Source organism: Kribbella sp. HUAS MG21 (assembly GCF_040254265.1).
Lineage (GTDB): Bacteria > Actinomycetota > Actinomycetes > Propionibacteriales > Kribbellaceae > Kribbella.
The window spans coordinates 6,355,340-6,376,762 of record NZ_CP158165.1; the positions used below are offsets into that span (position 1 = coordinate 6,355,340).

Here is a 21,423-nt window from a genome sequence, read left to right on the forward strand (position 1 = left end):
GCTCCTGAACTCGGCCGACCGGGACCTGAGGGCCGCCCGGGAGGGACCTTTGACCCTGTGGTGATACGCACTAGTCCGGTTCGGTGGGAGGAAGGGCAGTCGCTCAGTGCGACACGATCGTCGCTGTGCGGGCTGCCGCCGGATCGAGGAACGAGGGGGATTCACCATGCGCGGACGCTTGCGTCTGGGAGGACGAGCCGGACTGGTGCTGCTGGCGGGCGTGAGCCTGCTGTTCGCCGGTACGTCGCTGTCTTCCGCAGCCGAGCAGACGACGACGGGAACGGCCGCACCGGCCGCTCTGGTGGTCAAGGACAACGACTTCAACGGCGACACCCACTCGGACGTCCTGTCGGTCGACAGCGCGGGCCGGCTGTGGCTCTACCCGGGGAACGGCGCGGCCGGCTGGTTGCCGCGCATCGGGTACAGCTACGGCTGGGACGCGATGACGGCAATCCTGGCGCCCGGCGACTTCGACGGGGACGGGAACGCGGACCTGATGTCGGTCGACAGCACCGGGTACCTGCGGCTCTACGCGAGCAACGGCAAGGCAGGCTGGCTGTACTGGAAGCGCTTCGGGGGTGGCTGGAACGCGATGACGTCCGTCTTCGGACCGGGCGACTTCAACGGCGACGGCTTCATGGACATCCTGGCGCGGCAGAACACCGGGCAGCTGTGGCTGTACCCCGGCGACGGCAAGGGCGGCTTCCTGGCCCGGGTCGGTTACGGGTACGGCTGGAACGCCATGACGTCGGTGCGCGGGCCTGGTGACTTCGACGGCGACACGTTCGTCGACGTGACGGCCCGCGACGGGGACGGGAACTTGTGGCTGTACCGCGGCGACGGCAAGGGAGGCTGGCTGCCGGGTCGCACGCTGATCGGGAGCAGTTGGCAGAACCTCACGGCGATCGTCACGCCCTGGGACTTCAACGGCGACGACAAGGTGGACCTGCTGGTCCGCAACGCGGGTGGGTACCTGTACCTGTACCGCGGTAGCGGTACCGGCGGATGGATCCTGCCGCCGGTGCTCGTCGGCTCGGGCTGGAACAGCATGACCGCGATCACCGCCTGACACCGGACCGGCCCGCGTCACGAAGTGGCGCGGGCCGGCGTCCCCGGCGCCCGGGCCTTGACACGCCGCCCCCACGCGGCACCGGGCGCCGGGGAACGCAACACCGGCTGCGGATGGTGAGAGGTGAGGGACAATGCTCATGAGGCACGCGAACCGGCGGTCTGACTTGACCGGGCGGACCGCTGCGCTCCGGCCGGACCGGCGGCTGCCGTGAAAGAGACTTTTCGGTTCGGGCGCATCGCAGGGGTTCCGGTCGGCGCTCACTGGTCGGTGCTGTTGATGGTGCTGATCGTCAGCCAGATCCTGGCCTCGAACGCTCTTCCGGAGCTCGTGCCGGGCCATGGCACGGCGGCGTACTGGGGGACAGCGGTACTGGCCGCCCTCGTCTTCGTCGCATCGCTGCTCGCCCACGAGCTGGCGCACGCGCTGACCGCACGCCATTTCCGGCTGCCGGTCGAGCGCATCACGCTCTGGATGCTCGGTGGGGTGAGCGTGCTCGGCAAGGATCCTGCGACGCCGCGCGCCGCGTTCCTGATCTCTGCGGCGGGCCCCGCGGCCAGCTTCGGCCTCGGTCTGCTCGGTGGCGGCGCAGGGGTGTTGCTGCGTCTCACGGATGCGCCCGAACTTCTCCAGGCCTCGGTGTGGTGGCTCGCGGTGATGAACGTCGCCCTCGGAGTGTTCAACCTGCTGCCCGGTGTGCCACTGGACGGCGGGCGGGTGCTGCGCGCACTGCTGTGGCATTGGTACGGCGATCCGGACCGGGCCACCGTGCTCGCCTCGATCGCGGGACGCGTCGTCGGCGGAGTCGTCGGCGCGCTCGGTGTGGTGCAACTGGCGAACGGGGACCCCGGAGGGCTGTGGCTGATCGCCGTCGGCTACGTGATCGTGCTCGCCGCGGTCGTCGAAGGCCGGCAGGCGCGCGCACACGGCGCGCCGGCGCGGACCACCGCTCGCCAGCTCCTGCGCCCGGCACGAATCGCCGGCTCCGTCACGACCCCGGTCGGCGAGTTCCTCGGGCAGGTGCTGGGTGCGGATCAGTTGTTGTTCCCGGTGCTCGCCCCTGACGGCCGGACAACTGGCGTGGTCGGTCTGCACACCCTCGCCGCCGTGCCGCCCGAACGGCGTTTCGGCACCGCGCTCGGCGAGGTCCAGACGCCCGTCGAACGAGTCGCGGTCGTCGGGCCGCAGACCACCCTCGCAGACCTCCAGGCGCTGTTGACGAACGCCGAGGACGTCGCCCTGGTCTTCGACGGCCCACAACTGGTCGGGCTGATCACCGGCTACGACATTGCCCGGGCGACCGAGCCCGGGACCCCGCACCAGGAGCGACCGCGAGGCTGACCCTCGCCGGCTCCGCAGGGTCGACAGGCCCGGGCTGGTACCGCCAAAAGCCCCTGTCGAGCCGAACCAGGTCGGGGCAGCGTGAATGTATGAGGCACTTCTTGGCGTCACGTCCGGCCGAGTTGCCGGCCCTGCTCGACCACTGGGTCGCGACAGGTGTGATCACGCCCGAGCAGGCCGCGCGGATGCGCGCCGATCTCGGGCCTACGCCGCCACCGAAGCTCACGGTGCTGCCGGGCCTGCCGCCGGCAGCGGAACCGCACGCGGTGGATCGGCGGCAGGCTTCGATCGCGATCGAAGCGCTGGGGTATCTCGGCAGTCTGCTGATCGTCGTCGCGTCGCTGTTGTTCGCCTCGCGGTACTGGGACGACGTGTCGACTGCGGGCCATCTGGCGATCGTCGGGGGCGCGGCAGCTCTGCTGCTGCTCGCGGGGTTCGCCGTACCGGCACGGCTCGGCGAGGCGGCCGTGCGGATGCAGGCAGTGCTCTGGCTCGGCGCCACGGTGTCCACGGCGGGCTTCCTCGGCATCCTCGGCGACGAGGCCTTCGGCTGGTACGACGAGGACCTCGCACTCCTGGTGTTCGCCGGGACGACGCTGGTCGCCGCGCTGCTGTGGTGGCGGCTGCCGACGGTCGTGCAACAAGCGCTTGTCGTCGCCGGACTGGCGGGCATGGCCGGAGCCTCGGCCGCGCAGTTGCAGGTCGAGAACCTGCCGGGGGTCGCGGTCTGGGGTGTCGGCGCGATCTGGTTCCTGCTCGGCTGGGGCCGCGTCGTGCGGCCACGCTGGGCGGCGTTGCTGCTCGGCGGAATCTGTGTGCTCATCGGCCCCGGCATGACAGTGCCCGCGGACGGCGGGATCGTGCTGGCGCTCGCGACGATCGCCGCGCTGGTGTGTCTCGCGGTACTCGCGCGTGACCTGCTGATCCTCGCCGTGGGTGCGTGGGGAGCCTTGCAGTTCCTGCCGATCGCGATCAACGAGTGGTTCCCGAGCGAGGTGACGGCCGCGGCCGTGCTGCTGGTCGTCGGCGGCTTGCTGGTCGTCGGCGCGGTCTGGGTGGCCCGCCGCCGTCCAGGAGCTTCGGCCCCCGCGAAACGCCGCGCCTACGCGATCCCGGCCGAAGTCGCGCTGATCGCCGGCGCCTGCGTCGCCGTCGCGGTCACTGCCGTGATCCTGGTTCTGGGCCTGAGCTGATCTGGAGGAACCGTCAGAACGTCCGCCGGTAGGCCCTGGCGGCGTGGATCCGGTCGATGGCCATGTCCCGTGCGGCACGCCGGGGAGACTCCGCCGTCGCGAGCCGGCCGAGCCACTCGGTGGTTGCCGAGCGCATCCGTTCGGAGATGTCCGTGAACGCCTGGGCAGGAGTCAGGCCGCGCGTTTCCGCGGCTCCGCAGATGACCCCGCCGGCGTTCGCGATGATGTCCGGAATCACCAGGATCCCGCGCTCCTCGAGCAGCCGTTCGGCGTCCTCGGTGGCGGGGATGTTCGCACCTTCCAGGACGAATCTCGCCCGGACCTGGTCGACCGTGGTGCGGTTGAGCACGTCCGGCTGTGCCGCCGGCACGAGAACGTCGCACGCCGTACCGATGACGTCGTCACGCTCGACACTCACGCCGCCCGGGAACTCGGCCAGCGGACGGTCGAGACGGTAGGCGGCGAGTTTCGGTACGTCGAGGCCGTCCGGGTTCGCCACCGCGCCGTCGATGTCGGACACCGCGATCACGCGGGCACCCCGCTGATGGAGCTGGAGCGCGACGTTGCGTCCGACGGCGCCGAAGCCCTGGACGGCGATCCGGGCGCCGGAGAGCTCCAGGACACCGTGCTCCTGCAGGACCTCCAGACAGATCGCGAGGCCGTAGCCGGTGGCGCCGAGAGTGTCGAGCGGGATTCCGCCCAGCGCGGCCGGTCGCCCGATCGCGCGGCCGATCTCGTCGTCCACCCAGGCCATGGCGGTCTCGTCGGTGCCGAGGTCGGGTCCTGGCCAGTAGTCGGTGAGGTGCCGGATCTCGTGGGCGAACGACCGGATCAGTGACTCCTTGCGGGCCGCGGACAGACCCGGCGGTGCCGCGATTCCTGCCTTCGCGCCACCGTGCGGCAGTCCCACCGCCGCGTTCTTGAGCGTCATGCCGCGTGCCAGCCGGATCACCTCGGCGGGTGTGACCTCGGGCCGCAGCCGGACGCCACCGATCGCCGGTCCGAGGGTCGTGTTGTCCACGGCGACGACCGCCGGTACGCCGCCGGCCAGCCGCAGGATCGTCACCGACCGCGGCCCGAGTTCGTCGCACGGCCAGTCCGGCCATCCGAGTGCCGTGTCCACCGCGGGGCCCATCTCACGCGCCCTCTCGGACCAGTTCGGCGGCGAGGCGGCACGGCTGGACGACCTCGGTGCGCCAGAAGCGCGGGTCGCGGGTCGGTGGGTCGTGGTAGACCTCCCACGCGGCGCCGCACCGGACGGCGCCGGCGGTGCGCAGCCACTCGTCCACGGACTCGTACGCCTCGCCCAGGCCGTCGTACGGGCCGATGTGCCAGGCGACGACGACGTTGCCGCCCGGCAGGGTCGAGGGCTGGACGGTGCCGTCCCCGTCGATGCGAGTGCCGACCGGGAAGCCGGCCTCGACGTCGTACCGGTGTTCCGACCGGACGTGGTAGCGAGCGAAGGGGAAACCGCTCGGAGCTGTTTCGTGCCTGCGAAGGTAGCTCGCGACCTGGTCGAGCGCAGCGGGGATCCAGGCGCTCAGCTCGTCGCGGCCCAGGGTCGCACGGATGACCGCGGTGCGCTGGGCCGGAACCGTTCGTGACTCGGTGTGCATGTCTGCGCCTCCGATCGGGTCAGCGCCATTCCTCGAGAGTCGCTTCCCACGGGCGGCGCGGCGCATGGTTCGAACTCTGCGCCGGGTAACCGCACCGGATGATCAGTTGCGGCCAGCTGGTGCGGCCGATCAGCCGGCGGACGTCCTCGCGCAGATCGGCGTACTCGAGCGCTTGATTGAGGAACGACGTGGCGAGATCGTAGGAGCTTGCCGTCAGCAACACGTGCTGCAGCGCCAGGCCGGCCCGGATCCAGGCATGTGAGTCCTCGCTGACGGTGCTGAGGATCGCGATGGCCGGCTTGTGCTCGAACACCGCGCGGCCGCGGCCGTCCCGGTCGAATCCGGCCGCCAGATCGCGGACGGCGGCCGGTCCCTCCGGCAGCGGCCCGAGCGCGGCTTCCGGTACTCCGTCACCGTCGCGTTCGCCGCCGATCCAGCGCATGCGTTCGTGCAGCCGGTCCTCGTCGTGGATGTCGCGTTCGTTCGCGACGGCGAGGATCCGGCCGAGTTCGGTGCGCTGGTGCCCGTCGAGCCAGTGGAGCTGGGCGCCTTCGGCTCGCGCCGCTTCGGTCAGGGCGCGCCGCGCCTCCGGCGGCACGGCGGCATCGAGCATCGGGCCGCGGTACGTGTGCCGCCGGCCCACCTCGCCGTACAGCGAGCTGAGTCCGGGGACCGGGACCTTGCGCCCGGCCAGGAAGACCCGCACGGCCACGGCGGGTACCGCCGGATCGGGCTCGAACGCGAGCGTCGTCTCATGGCCGAGCACGGCAGCCGCCACGCGCAGGTTGAAGGCCGCCGCGCCGAGCCCGATCCGGGTCATCCGCCCCGCCGTGTCGGCCACGGGCAGGGTGCGCTCGGCGTCCCGCAGTACGTCGATCACCGCGCCCTGGATGTCGAACTGCCAGGGCTGCGTGTTGTGCATCGACGGCGCGTGCGCCGCTGCGGTGAGCAGGATGCCCACCTCGTCCTTCGTGAGGTACTGAGTCGTGCTCACGGTGTCTCCTTCCTCACCATGGCAGCAGCCTGCCGCTCCCGCCGCCGGACCGGCAGCGGCGAACGGTCCCGACCCAGTAGGTCCTTCGGCCCGTCAGTCCCAGCCGCGGCGGGGGGAGTGGCCGGTGAGTTGGCGGTCGCGGGTGCGGTAGACGATGTAGGGGCGGGTGAGGTAGCCGACCGGAGCGCTGAAGACGTGCACGAGGCGGGTGAACGGCCAGAGGGCGAACAGGGCGAAGGCCACGAGCGCGTGAAGCTGGAAGCCGATCGGGGCGTCGGCCATCAGGTCCGGCTGGGGCTGGAACGCGAGGAACGAGCGGTACCAGACCGACACACCTTCCCGATAGTCGTAGTGACCTCCCACGGACAGGATGGAACCGGCGATGGTGTTCCACATGCCGAGGACGATCGCCGCCGCGAGGAAGGCGTACATGACCTTGTCCATCCGGGTCGTGGCCGAGAACACCGGCCCGACGGTGCGGCGGCGGTAGATCAGGATCGCCAGGCCGGCCAGCGCCAGCAGCCCGGCGATCATCCCGCCGACCACCGCTACGACGTGGTAGATCTCCTTGGTGACGCCGATGGCCGCGGTCCAGGACTCCGGGATCAGCAGGCCGATCACGTGGCCGCCGACGACGCCGAGCATGCCGAAGTGGAACAGCGGGCTGCCGATGCGCAGCATCCGGTCCTCGTACAGCTGCGACGAACGCGTGGTCCAGCCGAACTTGTCGTAGCGGTAGCGCCAGAAGTGGCCGAGAACGAACACGGTCAGGCAGATGTAGGGCACGACGACCCACAGGAACTGGTCCATCTCAGGCTCCTCGCACGGTCGGCATCGGCAGGTCGACCGGTCGGTCCGGTCCGGTGTCGGCCAGCGCCGCGTCCAGCCGGGGCGTGCCGTACGGCGTCAGCCCGACCTCTTCGGCGGGCGGGCCGTCGGCCGCGAGTCTGCGGACGGCCTCGAGTTCGGTGCCGCGCAGGGCCGGCAACGTCGCGGTCACTGCCTGGACGGCGCCGTGCCAGGCGGAGCCGGCCGCCGCGAGGGCCAGCCGGAGCAGCTCGAGCCCGGCGCGGTGGTCGAGGAGCAGTTCCCATCCGAGTCGCTGGTCGACGGTGGCCGCGTACTCCAGTACGACGCACAGATGGTCGGGCAGCTCAGATTCGTCGAGCAGGAACCCGGATCGCAGGTACGTCTGCTTGAACCGCAACAGCGCGACGCCCCGGCGGCGGGTGTCGCCGTGAGCGAAGTAGGTCAGGTACAGGTTGTGGCGGCGACGGCTGTCGAAGGTCTCGACGTACGACTGCTGGAGGTCGGAGAGGTTGCCGGCAGCAAGCTGTTCGACGGTCGCGCCCAGCGGTCCGGCGAGGTCCGCGGGCAGCTGGGCGACCGCTCGCCGCGCGAGGTCGAGGCGCCCGGCCAGATCCGAGTCGGGGTAGTCGAGCAGGAGCGAGGCCGTCTGCCAGGCGAGGGTCAGCTGGTGGGCGGGAAGCGCGGGGGCCGGATGGTTCATCGCGGCTCGTCCGACTTCGGCGGGAACAGGCCGCTGGGTGTCCCCTTGCCGTCCCAGTTCAGGAGATTCACCCGCGCGGTTTTGTCCGCGGGGGAGGCTACCGTGTCGCCGGACTGGCGGTCCTTGAGCATCTGGAAGTTCTCGACCGCGATCGGTGTCGGAGCGCCCGAACCTTCGCCGAACGGCCCGGAGCCACCCATGCCCGGACCGCCGTCGTAGTCGAGGGAGCACTCGGTCGCCAGCTCCTCCAGCGCGTGGGCCTGCTCACTGTGGGCGGCCGGGATGACGTAGCGCTCGTCGTACTTGGCCAGTGCCAGCAGCCGGTACATGTCGTACATGTCTTCCTCCGCCATGCCGACGGCCGCGGGAATGGCCGCGTCCGGGTCGCGGCCGAGGTTGATGTCGCGCATATAGGAGCGCATCGCTGCGAGCTTGCGCAGGACCTGGTCGACAGGGGCCGTGTCGCCGGCGGTGAAGAGTTCGGCGAGGTACTCGATCGGGATCCGCAGGGCGTCGATCGCCGCGAACAGGTTGTCCTTGCGCTCCGCGTCCTCGCCGGTCTCACGGACGACGTCGACGACCGGGGACAACGGGGGGATGTACCAGACCATCGGCATCGTGCGGTACTCCGGGTGCAGCGGCAGCGCGACCTTGTACTTGTTGATGAGCGCGTAGACCGGCGAGCGTCGCGCCGCCTCGATCCAGTCGTGCGGGATCCCGGCCCGCTCGGCTTCTCGCCGTACGGCGGGATCCGACGGGTCGAGGAAGACGTCGCGCTGGGCCTCGTACAGACCGTGCTCGTCCGGAGTGGACGCGGCGGCGAGGACCTTGTCGGCGTCGTACAGCATCAGCCCGATGTAGCGGAGCCGGCCGACACACGTCTCGGAGCAGACCGTCGGGATGCCGACCTCGATGCGCGGGAAGCAGAACGTGCACTTCTCCGCCTTGCCGGTGCGGTGGTTGAAGTAGACCTTCTTGTACGGGCAGCCGGAGATGCACATCCGCCACCCGCGGCACCGGTCCTGGTCGACCAGCACGATGCCGTCCTCGGTCCGTTTGTAGATCGCGCCGCTCGGGCAGGACGCGGCGCACGACGGATTGAGGCAGTGCTCGCAGATCCGCGGCAGGTAGAACATGAACGTCTGCTCGAACTCGAACTTGACCTTGTCGCCGACCTTCTGCCGGATCTGCTGGAGCACCGGGTCGCGTTCGGCGGTGGCGGCCGACCCGCCGAGGTCGTCGTCCCAGTTCGCCGACCAGGAGATCTTCAGGTCCTGGCCGGAGATCAGCGACTTCGGCCGGGCGACCGGCGTGTGCTGCTGCGCCGGAGCGTCGGTGAGGTTCGCGTAGTCGTACGTCCACGGCTCGTAGTAGTCGTGGATCGACGGCAGCTTCGGGTTCGAGAAGATCGTCAGCAGCTTCTTCAGCCGGCCGCCTGCCTTGAGCGTCAGCCGGCCCCGCTTGGTGAGTGTCCAGCCGCCCTTCCAGGTCTCCTGGTCCTCGTACGTCCGCGGATAGCCCTGACCGGGCCGCGTCTCGACGTTGTTGAACCAGACGTACTCCGTCCCGGTCCGGTTGGTCCACGCCTGCTTGCAGGTCACCGAGCACGTGTGGCACCCGATGCACTTGTCGAGGTTCATGACCATCGCCATCTGCGCCATCACCCGCATCAGTAGGTCACCTCCTGCGAACGCTTGCGGATCATGGTGACCTCGTCACGCTGGTTGCCGGTGGGGCCGAGGTAGTTGAACGCGAAGGACAGTTGCGCGTAGCCGCCGATCAGGTGCGACGGCTTGATCAGGAGCCTGGTCAGCGAGTTGTGGATCCCGCCGCGCTTCTTCGAGGTCTCGGCGAGCGGTACGTCGATCAGCCGGTCCTGCGCGTGATGCATGTAGACCGTGCCCTCCGGCATCCGGTGCGAGACGATCGCCCGGGCGACGACGACGCCGTTCCGGTTCACCGCCTCGATCCAGTCGTTGTCCGCGATGCCCGCCTTGGCCGCGTCCTGATCACTGATCCAGATCGTCTGCCCGCCGCGACTCAGCGACAGCATGAACAGGTTGTCCTGGTACTCGGAGTGGATGGACCACTTGTTGTGCGGAGTGAGGTACCGGACCGTGACGCCGAGTTCGGTCGTCGAGCCGATCTTCGGTTCGGCGAACAGCGCCCCCATGTCGAGCGGCGGCCGGTAGACCGGGAGGTTCTCGCCGAGCTCGGCCATCCAGTCGTGGTCGAGGTAGAAGTGCTGCCGGCCGGTCAGGGTGTGCCAGGGTTTCAGCCGCTCGACGTTGATCGTGAACGGTGAGTACCGGCGCCCGCCCGACTCCGAGCCGGACCACTCCGGTGAGGTGATGACCGGGACCGGTGCGGCCTGCGTGTCGGCGAACGTGATCTGCTTGCCCTCGTGCTCGGCCGCGAGATCGTGCAGCGGCTTCCCGACCCGGGCTTCGAGCGTCTTGAAGCCTTCGGTCGCCAGCCGGCCGTTCGTGGTGCCTGACAGCGCGAGGATCGCTTCGCAGGCGTGGATGTCGCGCTCGAGCGACGGCCGGCCGTCGGCGGGCCCACCGCGGACGGTGCCGTTCTTGGCGCGCAGGTAGTCGACGGACGCGTTCTCGTCGTACGTGATGCCCTTGGTGGTGGCGCCGAGCTTGTCCATGAGTGGACCGAGTGCGGACATCTTCGCGGCGACCGCGGCGTAGTCGCGCTCCACCTCGACGAGCTTCGGCATCGTGACGCCGGGGACCGGCTCGCAGTCGTCGGCCTTCCAGTCGCGGACGACTCCGTGCGGGGTGGCGAGCTCGTCCGGGGTGTCGTGCAGCAGCGGTACGGCGACCACGTCACGGCGCGTACCGAGATGGGTCGCGGCGAGGTCGCTGAACTTCGCGGCGATCGTCTGCCAGGCGTCCCAGTCCGTCCGGGTCTGCCACGGCGGCGCGATCGCGGGGTTGAACGAGTGCACGAACGGGTGCATGTCGGTGGTGTTGAGATCGTGCTTCTCGTACCAAGTCGCCGCGGGCAGCACGACGTCCGAGAACAGCGTCGTACTGGTCTGCCGGAAGTCCAGGGTCAGCAGCAGATCGAGCTTGCCGCGCGGCGCCTCGTCGTGCCACTCGACGTCCTGGGGATGTACACCCTCGCTCGCCCGCAGCGAGGAACCCGCGCCCAGCAGGTGCTCGAGGAAGTACTCGTTGCCCTTGGCCGACGAGCCGAGCAGGTTCGCGCGCCAGATCGACAGGATGCGGGGGAAGTTCTCCGGCGCGTCCGGGTCCTCGCAGGCGAACCGCAAGTCGCCCGACTTCAGCTGGTCGACCACATGCTCGCCCACCGGACGACCGGCCGCCTGTGCCTCGTCGGCGATGTCGTGCGGGTTGCGGTTGAAGGTCGGGTACGACGGCATCCAGCCGAGCCGCGCGCTGAGCGCGATCAGGTCGGCGGTGGTCTTGCCGCTCATGCTGCCGGGGGTGTTCGAGAAGGCGTCCGCTCCGAACTGGTCGTAACGGAACTGGTCGGTGTGCAGGTACCAGTAGGCGGTCTGGATCATCTGGCGGGGTGGACGCGACCAGTCCAGGCCGAACGCGAGCTGCGCCCAGCCGGTGATCGGGCGACACTTCTCCTGGCCGACGTAGTGCGCCCAGCCGCCGCCGTTCACGCCTTGGCAGCCGGTGAGGGTGGTCAGGGCCAGGAACGCGCGGTAGATCGTGTCGGAGTGGAACCAGTGGTTGGTCCCGGCGCCCATGATGATCATCGACCGGCCCTTGGAGTCCTCGGCGTTCTGCGCGAACTCCCGCGCGATCCGCGCCGCGGCCGCGGCCGGTACGCCGGTGATGGGTTCTTGCCAGGCGGGGGTGTACGGCGTGAGGTCGTCGTACGACGCCGGCCACTCACCGGGAAGCCCTGGCCGCGGTACGCCGTACTGCGCGAGCAGCAGGTCGTAGACCGTCGTGACGAGCTGCCCGCCGACGCGCCGTGCCGGTACGCCGCGGAGCAGTTCGTCCCCTTGCGCGTCGAATCTCGGGAGCGTCACCGGGACGCCCTGATCGCCCAGCAGTGTGAGGAGTGGGTCGGTGGTGCCGAGATCGAGGTTCCACTTGCCCTTGCCCGCTTCGCCGAAGCGGTGGCCCAGGGAGCCGTTCGGGATCACGGGCTCGCCGGTGGTCGTGTCGAGAACGACGGTTCTGAACGCCGCGTGCTCCTCGTCCGACCCCAGGTCCGCCGCCGTGAGGAACTTGCCGGGCCGGTAGCTGCCGCCGGTCTCCTCGAGACGGATCAGGTACGGCAGGTCGGTGTAGGTCTTGGCGTACCGCGTGAAGTACGGCGTCTCGCGGTCGACGAAGAACTCCTTGAGGATCACGTGTCCCATCGCCATCGCCAGCGCCCCGTCGGTACCGGGTGCCGCAGGCAACCACTCGTCGGCGAACTTGACGTTGTCCGCGTAGTCCGGCGCGACCGCGACCACCTTCTGCCCGCGGTAGCGCGCCTCCGCCATCCAGTGCGCGTCCGGCGTCCTCGTGACCGGCAGGTTCGAGCCCCACATGATCAGGTAGCCGGCGTCCCACCAGTCACCGGATTCCGGTACGTCGGTCTGGTCGCCGAACACCTGTGGTGACGCCACCGGCAGGTCGGCGTACCAGTCGTAGAACGACAGCATCGTGCCGCCGATCAGCGAGGTGAACCGCGCTCCGGAGGCATGCGACACCATCGACATCGCCGGGATGGGGGAGAAGCCGGCGATCCGGTCCGGCCCCCACTTCTTCAGCGTGTGGACGTACGCCGCGGCGACGAGCTCGGTCGCTTCCTCCCACGTGGCGCGAACCAGACCGCCCTTGCCGCGCGCCGACTTGTACTGCTGCGCCAGCGCCGGGTCGTCGACGATGTGCGCCCACGCCTCGACCGGGTCGCCGTACTCCGCCTTGCCCTTGCGGTAGAGGTCGAGCAGGACCCCGCGGACGTAGGGGTAGCGGATCCGTGTGGGGGAGTAGGTGTACCAGGAGAAGGCGGCGCCGCGCGGGCAGCCGCGCGGTTCGTACTCCGGTTTGTCGGGGCCGACCGACGGGTAGTCGGTCTGCTGGGTCTCCCAGGTGATGATGCCGTCCTTGACGTACACCTTCCAGGAGCAGGACCCGGTGCAGTTCACGCCGTGCGTCGAGCGCACGACCTTGTCGTGGCTCCAGCGGTCCCGGTAGAAGTCGTCGGCGGCGCGGCCGCCTTGTTTGGTCAGTGTTCGCAGGTCGTCCGAGACCTTGCCTCTGGTGAAGTAGCGGCGGGTCCGGACGAGTGCCTCGGTCAGTCCGTCGTCGAGCCCGAGATCGGTGGTGGGTGCCGGCCGTTCCCCAGTGGTCATGCAGCTTCCTCGCTGATCGCCTGTCCGGTGTGGGAGGTTTCGTTGGCAGTTCTTCTCACGATGGTCACCGTGAGCAGCAGCGTCAAGGCTGCCGTGACCGACAGCATCGTCAGGCCGATGCCGTAGGACTGTGTGCGGCCGTAGACGTAGCCCATGATCAGCGGCGGTACGAAGCCGCCGAGACCACCGGCGGCGCCGACGAGTCCGGTGACTCCACCGACCCGGGCCGGATCGGTGACCTTGGCAACCAACGCGAACGTCGCGCCGCTCCCGCCGCCGAGCGCCGCGGCCATCGACAGGAACGCCACCGTCCCGATGTGCTCCAGCAACGGTGTGGTGGCGGCGACCGCGGCACCCACTACGACGACCGCGTAGCAGCCGGCCAGTACCGGGATCGGACCGAACCGGTCCGACAGCCAGCCGCCGACGGGCCGCATCAGCACGGCGACCGCGACGAACCCGGCCATCCGGTTCGCGGCGTCGGCAGCGCTCAGGTCGTAGGCGGTCTTGAGGTACGACGGCAGGTAGACGGAGAACGCCACGTAGCCGCCGAAGGCGACCGCGTACAGGATGCAGGCTTGCCAGCTGATCGGGAGTCGCGCGTTCGCCACCAGTCGGCTGATCAGCGAGCCCGCGGCGGGCGCGCGGCCCGGCGCGTCCCGCAGTACCAGCCAGGCGACGACGGCGTAGGCCGCGAGCGCGGCGGCGGTGATCAGGAACGGGGCCCGGTGGCCCGCGTCGCTGTACAGCGTCACCGTGGTCAGGGCGCTGATCGCCGTACCGCCCATGCCGGTGCCGAAGACGCCGACCGCGAGCCCGCGGCGCTCCGGCGGGAACCAGGCGTTCACGAACGGTACGCCGACCGCGAAGGTGGTGCCGCCGATGCCGAGGAAGAACCCACCGATCAACAGTGCGGCGTACGACTCGAGGGCGAAGAACCCGATGAACAGGATCGGCACGATCGTCGCGGCCGACACCAGCGGGAACATCAGCCGGCCGCCGTACCGATCGGTGAGGGCACCCACCGGGATCCGGCCGAGCGACCCGACCACCACCGGTACGGCGACCAGCAGCGCGACGTCGGACTCCGACAGCCTGCCGAGGGTGCCTTCCGATCGGAACAGGGGCCCGAGCGGGCTCAGCAGCGCCCAGGCCCAGAAGTTCACCGCGAAGCCCACGGTGGCGACGACGAGCATCAACCACGGTGATGTCGCCTGGCGATGCCGCGGATTCACCTCGCCACCGGAGCCGCCGGCGCCAATCCTTCGGTCCACGTTCTCGTGCTCCCTCATCGGCCGATACAGACGACGTGCCCAGACCGCAGTTCGGCAAACCGTGTGCTGCGGCCGGGGCCCGGGACTCATCGTCCGCATCGGGGGAGTGCCGGCGACAGGGCCGAAAGTCCCTGGTCCGTCAGTCCTTCGGGCGCAGGAACGACAACCGCCAGGTCTCCGGTCCCTGCTCGAGGTAGGTCACGACGTAGGTGTCCGGCGACCGCTCCTGCAACTGCGCGAGCAGCGGCAACGGATCGTGTGACACCGCCAGCACCAGGCGCTGGCCGGGGTGCAGGCGGTCAAGGGCGTCGAAGATCGTCTTGTGCCGGATCGCATGGGGAATGACGCGGCTGTCGAGCTGCACGTCGTCCTGTGCGTGCGCGTGGCCGATGAGTTGATGCATGCCGCCGAGCAGGTCGGCGACCGACACGTCCGGCGCGGCGACCAGGAGCGGCAGCAGTTGCGCGTTCTCCTTGGCCAGATGCGCACCGAACAGCACCTCGAGTGCACGGGCCAGTTCCGCGGCGGTCATGACGTCCGTGGCGGCCGCGAGGTCGTCGACCAGCCGCACGATCACCTTGTGCTCCGCGAGCATCGCTTCGACCAGCAGCCGCGCCTCGGGCCGCTGGGCGGCCGCTGCGTAGAGAGTCTGTTCCTCGGCCAGCGCATGCGGCACGAGCTCCGAGCGGCACCAGTCGGTCAGCGCGAGCTGAGCCTTGTCGGCCTCGGAGTACCTGCGAGCCGCGGTCGCGGTGGACAGTGCCTCCCGGCGCCACGACAACGCGGCAGCCATTTCGGCATGGTGTCGCTCGACGGCCTCCGCCGCCGCGGCGTCGCCCTGGTCGGACGCGATCACAACGTCGTTCATGGTCGGTGTTCCTCTCCCCACGTTCCCGCCCCGTATTTTTTACTATACTAAGCTCCGTGGAAAATGACACGCGATCCGGCTCACCTCGTTCGGGCTGGGGACCGCGGGACGGCAGCCGGTCGCCCCGGCGGCTCTCGGTGGCCCGGTCCGCGGTGCTGGACCTGCTGAGCCGCCAGTCCGAGCCGTTGGCGCAGTCGGCGATCGTCGAGGCGACCGGGCTGCACGCCAACACGGTCCGCGAGCACCTCGACGGTTTGCGCCGGCGCGGCCTGGTGCGCCGCCTCCGCGCCGAGCCGTCCGGCCGCGGTCGCCCGGCCTGGCTGTACGCGGCGACCGCCGGGGAGGGCACGGGATCGGAGTACGCCGGTCTGGCCGCTGCCTTGGCCGCGGCGATCGTCCGGACCAGCGACACGCCGGCCGAAACCGCGGCGACGGCGGGGGAGGACTGGGGACACGAGTTGGCACGCGATCGCGGAGCGCGCCGCGTCGCGCCGGAGGCCGCGCGCCGGCACGTGATCGGCCTGCTGGACGAGCTCGGCTTCGAGCCCGAGGACGGCGCGGCCCCGGCGCAGGTGCGGCTCACGCGGTGCCCGCTGCTCGAGGCCGCGCACCGCTACCCGGAGGTGGTCTGCGCGGTGCACCTCGGAATCGTCCGCGGGGCGCTCGAGGAGTACGGCGCCGACCCGGCCGGCAGTCGGCTGCTGCCGTTCGCGGAGCCCGATGCCTGCCGGCTCGTCGTACCGCCGGTGGAACGGGCGCCGCGATGAGCGGCCGTCCGTCCCGTGGCTTCTGGCCGCTGCGCGACCTCCCGGTCGTCTTCTGGCTGCTCGCTGCCGTGGTGGTCGCCGTGGCGCATCCCGTTGTTCCGGCTCCGCGCTGGCTGTTGATCCACCTCGTGCTGCTCGGTGCCGCCACCCATTCGATCGTGGTCTGGAGCCGCCATTTCGCCGACGCACTCCTGCGGACGCCGATCAGGCCGACCGCACGTCGTGAGCAGAACCTGCGGCTGCTGATGCTGAACGTCGGGGGAGCCTGTGTCGCCGTCGGGGTGGCGGCGGCGCACTGGTTCGTCACCCTGGCCGGCGCTGTCGCGGTGGTTGTTGCTGTCGGGTGGCACGGCGTCGGACTGCTGGCGCAGCTGCGTGCCGCGCTTCCGGCCCGGTTCGCGGTGACGGTCCGGTTCCACGTCGCGGCGGCAGCGCTGCTGCCGGTCGGGGTCACGATCGGTGTGCTGCTGGTGAAGGTGCAGGCTGATCCCTGGCATGTGCGCCTGCTGGTCGCGCACGCGTCGATCAACCTTCTGGGGTGGATCGGCCTGACCGCACTCGGGACGCTGGTCACCTTGTGGCCGACCATGTTGCGGACCCGGATAGCGCCCGGCGCTGAGGCAGCGGCACGGCGTGGCCTTCCGATCTTGCTGTCCGGAGTCGTCCTGGCCGCGGGCGGGGCGCTGGCCGATGTCCGGCTGATCACCGTGCTCGGGTACCTCGCGTACCTGGCAGGGTTGTGCGTGCTGGCCCGCTCGTTCGTGGCAGCCGCCCGATCCAGCACCCCGGATTCGTATGCCACGTACTCGGTGTTCGCCGCCCTGTGCTGGTTGCTCGGCTGTCTCATCGCCTTGGCGGGCGTCGTGATCACGTCGGGCGGTTGGGCTCACCTGGATGCCAGGTTCACCTGGTTCACGCCGTTCCTGGCGGCCGGGTTCGGCGTTCAGCTCCTGCTCGGAGCACTGTCGTACTTGATCCCGGTCGCACTCGGCGGGGGCCCTGGCCCGGTACGCGCCGCGAACGACGTCCTGGACCGTCTTGCCGCGACGCGAGTGGTCGCGGCGAACGGGGCCTTGCTGGTGTCCGCGTTGCCGGTGCCGGCGGCCGTCCGGGTGTCGTGCTCGGTGGTCGTACTGGCGGCGCTTGCGTCGTTCCTGCCGCTGCTGATCCTCGCCATCCGCGCTTCCCTGAAGGTCAAGCGGGGTGGCGCCGTACGATCCGCCGACTGATTCGGCGCGCGACAGGCCGTCGCAGCCGGGATCGCGCTGGTGACGGTGGCGGTGCTCGCTGGCGCCGTCGTCGAGCAGGCCGGCTCCGGCGGGACCCAGAGCCAAGGGATCGCCGCAGGGGTGGCTCCGACCGGACACGCCACGGTGGTGCGCGTCAGTGCGGCCGGCATGCGCTTCCACCCGGACGTCGTGAGCGTCCCGGCCGGCGATCGACTGATCATCGAGCTGACCAACACCGATCCCGACACAGTTCATGATCTGGTCCTCGACGACGGTCAGGGCAGCGGCCGGCTCCGTCCTGGTACGTCGACGCGGCTGGACGCCGGTGTGGTCGGTCGCGACGTCTCCGGCTGGTGTTCGGTGATCGGCCACCATCGGATGGGCATGACGCTCACCATCCGCGCCCTCGGCGGGCGGGCGGCGCCGTTGCCGGCCGCGGCGGCCGGCGCCGCCGGGCACGACCATTCGACGGTCGGCACGTCCAGCACGCCAGGGCCCGGCTTCACCGCGTACGACCCCGTTCTGCCGCCTGTGGAGCCCGGCAGCGTGCATCGCCGTACGCTCCGCCTCCGCGAGGTCGAACGCGAGGTCGCGCCCGGTGTCAGGCAGAAGTTGTGGACCTACAACGGCACCATGCCGGGGCCGACCCTGCATGGACGAGTCGGCGACCGGTTCGAGATCACGCTCGTCAACGACTCCCAGTTGGGACACTCGATCGACTTCCATGCCGGCGTTCGCGCACCTGACCAGGCGATGCGCACGATCCCTCCTGGTGGACGGCTCGTCTACCGATTCACGGCCACCCGGGCGGGCATCTGGATGTACCACTGCTCCACGATGCCGATGTCGGCGCACATCGCCAACGGTCTCTTCGGCGCGGTCGTCATCGATCCGCCCGGCCTCACACCGGTCGGCGAGAGCTACGTCCTGGTGCAGTCGGAGCTGTACCTCGGTGGGAACGGCGGTGAAGTCGACACGGACAAGCTCGCCGCCGAACGACCGGACCTGGTGGTCTTCAACGGCTACGCCGACCAGTACGATCATCGGCCGCTTCGAGTCCGGGCCGGCGAACGGGTACGGATCTGGATCCTGGACGCCGGCCCGAACCGCTCCAGTGCGTTCCACGTCGTCGGTGGCCAGTTCGGCACGACGTACGCCGAGGGCGCCTGGCTGCTGCGTGCCGGCTCGAGCGGCGGCAGCCAAACCCTTGCCCTGGGCCCCAGTCAGGGCGGCTTCGTGGAACTGACCATTCCCGAGCCGGGCCGCTACTCGTTCGTCTCCCACCAGATGATCGACGCCGAACGAGGCGCTCACGGCACGATCGAGGTGACTCGCTGATCCGGCTACGGACGACGGCCAGGAGGCTCGGCGACCGGGGCACCGGGGGAGGAGACCTGGGTCCCGTGACCCGCTCTGCGGACCAGGCCCGAGACGAGGGTCTGCGCCTGACCGATGGTCTCGTCGAGGATTCGCAGGCCGGCTTCGGTGTTGGCGGCCTCCAGGGACCACTTGGCGGCGACCATGCCTTGTACGAGGGAATCGTTGATCTCGATTGCCTCGCGCTGGAGCAGCGCGGCCGCCTCCAGCCGGCGGCGTTCCGTTTCGGCCCGGCGCAAACGCTCCGACGCATCACCGAGCAACGGGCCGAGCAGCAGGAGCGGTACGACTCTCGACGCCCAGCCCATGGCGGACAGCGGCACGTCCCGCACCACCACCCACGCGACGATCAACCCGACGGCCAGCAGGCCCGCGGCCAGACCGGACCGGAGCCCGCAGGTGATCGCGACCAGTGCCACCGGGAGGGCGTACAGCATCGAGTACGCGTCGACTGCGTCCCCGACCAGCATCCGCAGCGTCAGGATCGCCGCGAACAGCACGCCGGCAACCGTCAGCGCCACGCGCGGGTGCCGCCGGAACCAGGGCTCACTCGGCGCGGCCTGCGGAGGCCGGATCGAGAACAACATAGACCCAGCGTCCACACCGGCAGGTGCCTGGCGAAGGGCCGAAGGTCCCGCCCCGGCTCGCTCTCCGACCTGCTGCCGGCGGTCAGCCGATCAGGCGGCGTGCGGGGAGTCGGGAGACTGGTCCGGTGCCGTGACGACCCGATTACGTCCGGCGTTCTTGGCCGTGTACGTCGCGGTGTCCGCCGCGAGGATCAGCTGCTCGAGCGTGGTGCCGGACGCCGGGTAGGTCGCGGCGCCCACCGAACAGGTCAGGTCGGACAGCCGGACCTCGCCGGTGGAGGTGCTGAGCTGAACACGCAGGGTTTCGATCCGCTGCCGGAGGCGCTCACCGGTGGCGGTGGTGTCCGCGGGGCCGGTGCCCGGCAGGAGTACGGCGAACTCCTCGCCGCCGAACCGTCCGACCAGGTCGTCGGTCCGCAGCTCCCGGCGCAGCGCGTTCGCGATCGCCTTCAGTACCTGGTCGCCGGCGGGATGGCCGTACGTGTCGTTGACGGACTTGAAATGGTCGAGGTCCAGGAAGACGATCCCGAGCGGAGCTTTGGTCCGTTCGGCCCGGGCCAGCTCCTTGCGCGCCATCTCGTGCCAGAAGACGCTGTTCGCCAGGCCGGTCTGCGGGTCCGTCCGGGCCGCGGTCTGGAACTGCCCGACGAGCAACGCGCGATGCAGCCCGAGGATGGTCAGGAGCAGCACCACCACGAACCACGGATCGTGCAGCAGCAGGCTGGCGGCCGCGACCCCGAGTCCGAGAGAACCGGCGACGATCGTTTGGTCGCTCAAACGGCCCAGGGCGGCTCGGGCGTTGGCCTCCGGGTTCGACAGCAGTACGGCTCCGACGACAAGGGCGTAGTTCGCGAACCAGTACGCCAGACCGGCGACCGTTACCGCGACCAGTCCGAGGTAGCCGCCCGGGTAGCCGGGGTAGTTGGCGGGAGCGATCGCCACCAGGCAGACGCCGGCCGCCGCGCCGGCGAGGACGATCGTCGCGGCGGAGAAGATCCATCGGTGCGGTGTGACGCGACGGAGGCGGAACCATGAGTGCGTGTAGGTCAGGGCGATCAGCAGACCGGCCAGAGTTGGTGGCAGGACGAGGACACCGGCGAAGGTCCACATTCCTTTGAGATTGACGTACGGCACGCCTTCGGCGGCAATCTCGCGCAGCCGCTCGATACCGCGCGCGCCCTCGATGTGGAGTGCCGAACCGGCCGCGAGGACGGCCAGCCAGGCCCAGTCCCGCGGATGGACGCCGACGAGCCGCGAGGTGCTGATCAGGACGGCGACGGCGGCCAGGTCGACGACGAGGACGTAGCCGACGACCACCCGCGGCGCGGACCACAGCGACCACCGGGCCGGCCGCCAGGCGAGCTGCCGGTCGGTGCGCCGACGATGCCGCCACAGTCGCCAATGCCGGATACTCGACACCGAAGGTAACCCCCACAAGCCTCACTTGCCGTCGCACCAGGGTAGCCGAGAACGCACCGAAGGTCGTCGCCCCCACCTGGCCGCCCGGTTCGGCGGACGCTCCCGGAGGAGGTGTCGCCATGCGCAACAACGACTGGCACTGATCGCGGCAGTTTCCACTCGTCCGGGCGTCTACCCCGCCGGCCGTGTGCGGGCGGGGTACACGCCCTGACGACGGCCAGAACGGCCCTGACCTCGCGCTGCTGCCGGGCCTCAGCTCAGTAGCCGTTCGACGGTCAGGGCGATGAAGATCGTGATGACCGCGAGGCCGATCAGCCAGAGGCCGATCCGTGCGATCCACATCCAGATGGGCACCTCGTCCGGCCCGGGGCGGTGCTGGTTCATCCATCCCTCCTGAGGCGGCGGCGAGAGGAGCAGCCCGCCGCGATGCGGCGGGACTGCGGGCACGGCTCGCGGGAAGAGGGCCCCGCCGCTTCATGCCTCACCTCGCTCCTCTCGCCTACCTCCAGTGCACTGCCACTCGGCGCCGAAGCCAAGGGACGAAGGTCACTGGTCTGCCGGTCCGTCCGGCGCGTCCTCGCCGGCATCGCTCGGACCGGACTTCTTCGGCGTCCCCGCGGTGCGGTGGCTTTCCAGGTAGAACTCGACGCCGAGGTGGCGGATCATCGCCTGCTCGCCGGTGGCCGAGCCGCTGGGCCTACGGCGGGCGGCGGAGCGTTGCGCGTCGCGCTGGGCGCGGCTCTTCTCGAGGTCGCTCATGGCCGACTCCTTTCGGACACTTCCAGCGAACAGCCGTTCCCGCACTCCGGACAGGGCAGAAGTTCCCGTCAGGGCGGAC

Annotated in this window: 19 protein-coding genes; 6 read left to right on the forward strand and 13 right to left on the reverse strand. The window is 70.2% G+C overall.

Features of this window, described 5'->3' with window-relative positions:
- Positions 1-166 precede the first annotated feature (166 nt).
- The 3 genes from ABN611_RS30745 to ABN611_RS30755 all read left to right on the forward strand — a co-directional run bounded on the left by ABN611_RS30745 (position 167) and on the right by ABN611_RS30755 (position 3,603).
- On the forward strand, positions 167-1,069 hold the full coding sequence (locus tag ABN611_RS30745) for a VCBS repeat-containing protein (RefSeq protein ID WP_350275761.1): 903 nt from the start codon (positions 167-169) through the stop codon (positions 1,067-1,069).
- A 279-nt stretch (positions 1,070-1,348) separates the two neighbouring features.
- Positions 1,349-2,410: a site-2 protease family protein gene (locus tag ABN611_RS30750; RefSeq protein WP_350275762.1), complete on the forward strand. Its 1,062-nt coding sequence runs from the start codon at positions 1,349-1,351 to the stop codon at positions 2,408-2,410.
- 89 nt (positions 2,411-2,499) lie between these two features.
- A complete protein-coding gene (locus tag ABN611_RS30755; RefSeq protein WP_350275763.1) occupies positions 2,500-3,603 on the forward strand; it encodes a hypothetical protein in 1,104 nt (367 codons plus the stop codon).
- Between the two features lie 13 nt (positions 3,604-3,616).
- Here the strand turns inward: ABN611_RS30755 and ABN611_RS30760 are convergent, their stop codons facing one another.
- The 9 genes from ABN611_RS30760 to ABN611_RS30800 all read right to left on the reverse strand — a co-directional run bounded on the left by ABN611_RS30760 (position 3,617) and on the right by ABN611_RS30800 (position 15,206).
- Entirely contained in the window at positions 3,617-4,726 is a 1,110-nt protein-coding gene (locus ABN611_RS30760) for a Glu/Leu/Phe/Val dehydrogenase (protein WP_350275764.1), read from the reverse strand.
- Between the two features lie 13 nt (positions 4,727-4,739).
- Complete coding sequence (locus tag ABN611_RS30765; protein ID WP_350275765.1) at positions 4,740-5,219, reverse strand: GyrI-like domain-containing protein; 480 nt, start codon at positions 5,217-5,219, stop codon at positions 4,740-4,742.
- 19 nt (positions 5,220-5,238) lie between these two features.
- Positions 5,239-6,213 (reverse strand): hypothetical protein, encoded by a 975-nt coding sequence (locus ABN611_RS30770; protein ID WP_350275766.1) that lies wholly within the window; start codon positions 6,211-6,213, stop codon positions 5,239-5,241.
- A 93-nt stretch (positions 6,214-6,306) separates the two neighbouring features.
- Entirely contained in the window at positions 6,307-7,023 is a 717-nt protein-coding gene (gene narI, locus ABN611_RS30775; protein ID WP_350275767.1) for a respiratory nitrate reductase subunit gamma, read from the reverse strand.
- Between the two features lies 1 nt (position 7,024).
- A complete protein-coding gene (narJ, locus tag ABN611_RS30780; RefSeq protein ID WP_350275768.1) occupies positions 7,025-7,723 on the reverse strand; it encodes a nitrate reductase molybdenum cofactor assembly chaperone in 699 nt (232 codons plus the stop codon).
- The gene (gene narH, locus ABN611_RS30785; RefSeq protein WP_350275769.1) at positions 7,720-9,393 is read right to left on the reverse strand and encodes a nitrate reductase subunit beta; all 1,674 of its coding nucleotides are present in this window, start codon (positions 9,391-9,393) and stop codon (positions 7,720-7,722) included. The genes narJ and narH overlap by 4 nt, the downstream gene beginning before the upstream one ends.
- On the reverse strand, positions 9,393-13,064 hold the full coding sequence (locus ABN611_RS30790; RefSeq protein ID WP_350275770.1) for a nitrate reductase subunit alpha: 3,672 nt from the start codon (positions 13,062-13,064) through the stop codon (positions 9,393-9,395). The genes narH and ABN611_RS30790 overlap by 1 nt, the downstream gene beginning before the upstream one ends.
- Complete coding sequence (locus ABN611_RS30795; RefSeq protein WP_350275771.1) at positions 13,061-14,338, reverse strand: MFS transporter; 1,278 nt, start codon at positions 14,336-14,338, stop codon at positions 13,061-13,063. The genes ABN611_RS30790 and ABN611_RS30795 overlap by 4 nt, the downstream gene beginning before the upstream one ends.
- A 139-nt stretch (positions 14,339-14,477) precedes the next feature.
- The gene (locus ABN611_RS30800; protein WP_350275772.1) at positions 14,478-15,206 is read right to left on the reverse strand and encodes a DUF2249 domain-containing protein; all 729 of its coding nucleotides are present in this window, start codon (positions 15,204-15,206) and stop codon (positions 14,478-14,480) included.
- A 56-nt stretch (positions 15,207-15,262) separates the two neighbouring features.
- Here ABN611_RS30800 and ABN611_RS30805 point away from each other — a divergent pair, with 56 nt between their 5' ends.
- Genes ABN611_RS30805 through ABN611_RS30815 form a run of 3 tightly spaced genes read left to right on the forward strand, consistent with a single transcriptional unit; the run spans position 15,263 to position 18,540 of the window.
- Positions 15,263-15,973, forward strand: coding sequence for a helix-turn-helix domain-containing protein (locus ABN611_RS30805; protein WP_350275773.1), 711 nt, complete (start codon positions 15,263-15,265; stop codon positions 15,971-15,973).
- Positions 15,970-17,202 (forward strand): hypothetical protein, encoded by a 1,233-nt coding sequence (locus tag ABN611_RS30810; protein ID WP_350275774.1) that lies wholly within the window; start codon positions 15,970-15,972, stop codon positions 17,200-17,202. The genes ABN611_RS30805 and ABN611_RS30810 overlap by 4 nt, the downstream gene beginning before the upstream one ends.
- Before the next feature lie 45 nt (positions 17,203-17,247).
- A complete protein-coding gene (locus ABN611_RS30815; RefSeq protein WP_350275775.1) occupies positions 17,248-18,540 on the forward strand; it encodes a multicopper oxidase domain-containing protein in 1,293 nt (430 codons plus the stop codon).
- Between the two features lie 5 nt (positions 18,541-18,545).
- Here the strand turns inward: ABN611_RS30815 and ABN611_RS30820 are convergent, their stop codons facing one another.
- The 4 genes from ABN611_RS30820 to ABN611_RS30835 all read right to left on the reverse strand — a co-directional run bounded on the left by ABN611_RS30820 (position 18,546) and on the right by ABN611_RS30835 (position 21,344).
- Complete coding sequence (locus tag ABN611_RS30820; protein ID WP_350275776.1) at positions 18,546-19,166, reverse strand: hypothetical protein; 621 nt, start codon at positions 19,164-19,166, stop codon at positions 18,546-18,548.
- Between the two features lie 90 nt (positions 19,167-19,256).
- Positions 19,257-20,585, reverse strand: a complete 1,329-nt coding sequence (locus tag ABN611_RS30825) for a GGDEF domain-containing protein (RefSeq protein ID WP_350275777.1) — start codon at positions 20,583-20,585, stop codon at positions 19,257-19,259.
- Positions 20,586-20,837: 252 nt separating this feature from the next.
- Positions 20,838-20,969: a hypothetical protein gene (locus ABN611_RS30830; RefSeq protein WP_350275778.1), complete on the reverse strand. Its 132-nt coding sequence runs from the start codon at positions 20,967-20,969 to the stop codon at positions 20,838-20,840.
- Between the two features lie 162 nt (positions 20,970-21,131).
- Positions 21,132-21,344 (reverse strand): hypothetical protein, encoded by a 213-nt coding sequence (locus tag ABN611_RS30835; RefSeq protein WP_350275779.1) that lies wholly within the window; start codon positions 21,342-21,344, stop codon positions 21,132-21,134.
- Positions 21,345-21,423: the final 79 nt, after the last annotated feature.